Raw genomic sequence first — 4,088 nt, forward strand, 5'->3', positions numbered from 1 at the left:
ACCGCCACCAGCGCCAGCCGGGCGATCCAACGTAAGAATGTTACCAAGATTCAGTTCCTCTCGTCAGCCGGACAGCGCCCTCAGGCGGCACCGCCTCCTCCCCAGCTGAGATCATGCTCGCGGAAGGGCTGGCTGCGCGACCGCTTGCCGGTGATCTGCGCGACGGCCGAGGCCAGCGCCGGGCCGACCGGACCCACCGGAGGCTCGCCGATCTCGTCGTAGCGGTCGTGGTCGGTCAGGCCCTCGAAATGGATGTGGATCTCGGGCGTGTCAGCCATGCGGATCAGCGGGTATTCGTCGTAGTTGCCTTCGACGATGCGGCCGTTCTGCACGTTCAGCTTCTCGTTCATGGCGAGGTTCAGCCCGAAGATCGCGCCGCCCTCCAGCTGCACCTGCACCGCGTCGCGGTTCATCACCCGGCCGGAATCGAAAGCCACGTCGATGCGATGCACCTTGACCCGCCCCTCGGTCGAGACCTCGGCATGGACCACGGCGCCGAGCGTGGTGCCGTGCTGCGGCCGCCCGCCCATGCCCCAGTTGCCCATCGCGCCCCCGCGGGCCTGCCCGACCGGCAGCGGCGTGCCCCAGCCGGATTTCTCCTTGAGGAGGTTGAGGATCTTCACCCAGCCCTCATCCTCCCACTGCTCGTAGAGGCGGATGCGGTAATCGAGCGGATCGGCGGCTGCGGCCTCGGCCAGCTCGTCGATGAAGCTTTCATGGAAGAAGACGAAGGAGTTGTAGCCGGGGCCGCGCAGCGGGCCGGCCTTGAGGTGGAAATCGCGCACGACCGTGCTTTCGATCTGCGCGTTCGGCACGACCAGCGGGAAGGCTGTGTCGGCGAGCCCGTTGGAGAAGAAGCCGGGCCCGCCCGAGACCCGCACCTGCAGCGCCGAAGGCAGACCGTCATCGCCCAGCCGCGCCTTCATATGCGCGCCCATCAGCGGGCGATAGCGGCCCTGGCGCACGGATTCCTCGCGGCTCCAGATCACCTGCACCGGCACGCCGGGATACCCCTTGGCTACCGCCACGGCCATGCGGGTGTCGTCGCCCATGACCCGCCGGCCGAAGGCACCGCCGACATAGGTCTGGTGCAGCTTGACCTGCTCGGGCGCGAGGCCGGTCTCCTGCACGGTGACGAAGAAGGCCTGCTGCGTGTGCTGCGCCGGGGCCCAGACCTCGGCGCTGTCTGCGGTGATGAGGACGGTGCAGTTCAGCGGTTCAAGCTGGACGTGGTCGCAATAGGGCGTCAGGTATTCCGCCTCGACCACGGTGCCGCCGGCCGCGAACTCGGCCTCGACGTCACCGACCGAACGCTCGACCGTCTCGCCGGGGCCGCGGACCGCCTCCATCGCGGCCTCTTCCATCATCTCGGTTGTCAGCCACTTCCCGCCGGGACCGTCGTCCCAGACCACCGGCAGCGCGTCGAGCGCGGTGCGGGCCTGCCAGTAGTGGTCGGCGATCACCGCGATGGCGGAGCCCACGACCGATGCGCCGAGCGGGAAGGCGGGCGTGATCCGGTCCGGCTCGCCCGGCTCCGTCGGCTTCACCTCGACCACCGCGCGCACGCCCGGCATGTCGCGGATCGCGTCGAAGTCGTAGCTGACCAGCTGCCCGCCCATGACCGGCGACTGGCGCAGCGCGGCGTAGACCATGCCCGGCGGGCGCACGTCGATGCCGTAAACGGCGCGGCCGGTGACGATCTCGGGGATCTGGATCTTGGCCGGGCTGGCCTTGGTGAGGAAGGTCCATTCCTCGCGCGGCTTCGGCGCGGGCTCCTCGGCCAGCGTGACTGCGGCGGCGGCGGTCACGAACTCCGCATAAGGCGCCGACTGACCGGACGCATGGCTCAGCACCCCCTCCTCTGCGGTGATCCCGGACGCGTCCACGCCCCAGGCCTCGGCCGCGGCGGCCTTCAGCCGCTCGCGCGCGCCGGCGGCGGCGGTCATGTAGGCGGTGCGGCGATCCGCGAAGGTCGAGCGGCCCGAGAAATAACCCATCGGCCCGCCGATCTCGGAATAGACGCCGCCCAAGGCATGGTCACGCTCGGGCGCGGCGTATTCGGCCCGGATGTCCTCCCAGCGGCAAGCCAGCTCCTCGCGGATGTAGGAACAGGCTTGCGTCACCACGCCGTTGCCGATGTCGGGATGCGTGACATAGACCGTCACCTTGCCGGCCGGGTCGATCCGCAGCCAGGGCGTGAACTCCGCCCCCTCGCCGAAGCTGTCCCACGGCTCGGCCGCGACGGTCGCCGCCGTCACCGGACGGCCGAGGCCCATGACGAGCGCGCCGCCCGTTCCCAGCATCGCCGAGATGAAGCCGCGCCGCGAAAGTTTCATATGTTCGGTCATGTCCGCCCCCTTACGCCTTCATCAGTTCGGCCGCGCGATGGATCGCCTGCCGCACGCGCGGATAGGTGCCGCAGCGGCAGATGTTGTCGACATAGAGGTCGATATCCGCGTCGGTCGGCTCGGGGATGTCCTTGAGCAGCGCGGCTGCCGCCATCACCATGCCCGACTGGCAATAGCCGCATTGCGGCACGTTCATCTCGGTCCAGACCTTCTGCAGGACATGCTCGCCGTTCGCGCCCAGCCCCTCGATGGTGGTGATTTTCACCCCTTCGGCCGCCTCGACCGGGAACTGGCAGGACCGCGTCGCCAGGCCGTCGATATCCACGGTGCAGGCGCCGCATTGGGCGATGCCGCAGCCGAATTTCGTGCCGGTCAGGCCCAGATGGTCGCGCAGGGCCCACAGCAAGGGCGTCTCGGGCGCGGCATCGACCTCCATGTCGGTGCCGTTGACGTTCAGCGTGAAAGCCATGGGGAATCTCCTCGGGACCTGGCGGATGCTGGGTGAGGTCAGAGGGCACGCCCTCCGAACCGCTTGGCGGCACGTCGACCCTTAACCGCGAAACGGGCAAGTAGAAATGGACACCTAGTTCCACTTGTTCGCAGACCTGCGGCATCTGCTGGCTGAAGGAGTGCCGTCCATGGGAAGAATGATCGGCCTTTCCGCCGGGTTGCTCCTGCCGATCGCCTTGACGGCAGCGGCCGCCCTGGCTGAGCGGACGGGCGAAAGCTACGCCCTGTCGCAGGCCTGCACGTCGTGTCACGGGATCGACGGACGCGGCGGCGGTGCCATTCCGGCCCTTGCCGGGCGCCCCGCACCCGATCTGCTCGACCTGCTGCATGACCTGCGCCGCCCCGATGCTGCCATGGACGCCAGCGCCACGATCATGCCGCGGCTGCTGCGCGGCTATGACGACGCGGAGCTGGAGGCACTGGCCGCCTATTTCGCGCAGGTCGCGCCATGAGGCGGCGCGCCGTTCTGGGCGGACTGGTCGCCGCCCCCTTCGCCCCGGCGCTGCTGCGGGCACAGACCGGGCCGCATGTCGTCATCCTTGGCGGCGGCTTCGGCGGTGGATCGCTGGCCCGCGCCCTGCGCCGCGCGGACGCCGGTATCCGCGTCGCGCTGATCGAGCGCGAGGCCACCCTCTACACCTGCCCGTTCTCCAACGGCGTCCTCGGCGGCATGTGGCCGCTGGACTCTGTCGGCTTCTCCACCGACGGGCTGGCGGCAGCGGGAATCGAGGTGATCCGCGCCGAGGCAACCGCAATCGAGCCGGAGACAAAGGCCGTCGTTCTGGCGGATGGCACACGGGTGGCCGGCGATGCCCTCGTGCTGGCCCCCGGCATCCGGTTCGACTGGAGCGCCGTCGAGGGGCTGACGGAGGATGCCGCCGAAATCCTGCCCCACGCATGGAAGGCCGGGCGTCAGACACAGATCCTGCGGGATCAACTAATCGCGATGGACGATGGCGGGCTGGTGGTCGTGGGCATTCCCGCACCGCCCTTCCGCTGCCCGCCCGGCCCCTATGAACGGGTCTGCCTGATCGCCCATTACCTCAAGCAGCACAAACCCGCGTCGAAGATCCTCGTGCTGGACGCGCAGGACGGCTACTCGAAGCAGCCGCTGTTCGAAGAGGCTTTGGCAGCGCTTTATCCCGGCATGATCGAGCGGATCCCCGGCAGCGAATCCGGTGCGGTCATTGCCGTTGATGCCGCCACCCGCCGCATCTCGACCGCCTTCGA

The 4,088-nt window shown here is 69.0% G+C and carries 4 protein-coding genes; 2 read left to right on the forward strand and 2 right to left on the reverse strand.

Annotated elements, in window-relative coordinates; translation table 11 throughout:
* Nucleotides 1-80: 80 nt before the first annotated feature.
* Together KTN05_RS17190 and KTN05_RS17195 are read right to left on the reverse strand one after the other, a co-directional pair.
* Nucleotides 81-2,348, reverse strand: a complete 2,268-nt coding sequence (locus tag KTN05_RS17190) for a xanthine dehydrogenase family protein molybdopterin-binding subunit (protein WP_217330595.1) — start codon at nucleotides 2,346-2,348, stop codon at nucleotides 81-83.
* A 10-nt stretch (nucleotides 2,349-2,358) separates the two neighbouring features.
* Complete coding sequence (locus KTN05_RS17195; protein WP_217330596.1) at nucleotides 2,359-2,817, reverse strand: (2Fe-2S)-binding protein; 459 nt, start codon at nucleotides 2,815-2,817, stop codon at nucleotides 2,359-2,361.
* A 169-nt stretch (nucleotides 2,818-2,986) separates the two neighbouring features.
* On the opposite strand from KTN05_RS17195, the gene KTN05_RS17200 reads away from it, so the two are divergent.
* Entirely contained in the window at nucleotides 2,987-3,310 is a 324-nt protein-coding gene (locus KTN05_RS17200) for a c-type cytochrome (protein ID WP_217330597.1), read from the forward strand.
* Nucleotides 3,307-4,088: FAD-dependent oxidoreductase (locus KTN05_RS17205; protein ID WP_217330598.1), on the forward strand; the 782-nt coding region annotated here is incomplete at its 3' end. The genes KTN05_RS17200 and KTN05_RS17205, both read left to right, overlap by 4 nt.

The organism is Paracoccus sp. Z118, from assembly GCF_019061185.1.
Taxonomy (GTDB): domain Bacteria; phylum Pseudomonadota; class Alphaproteobacteria; order Rhodobacterales; family Rhodobacteraceae; genus Paracoccus.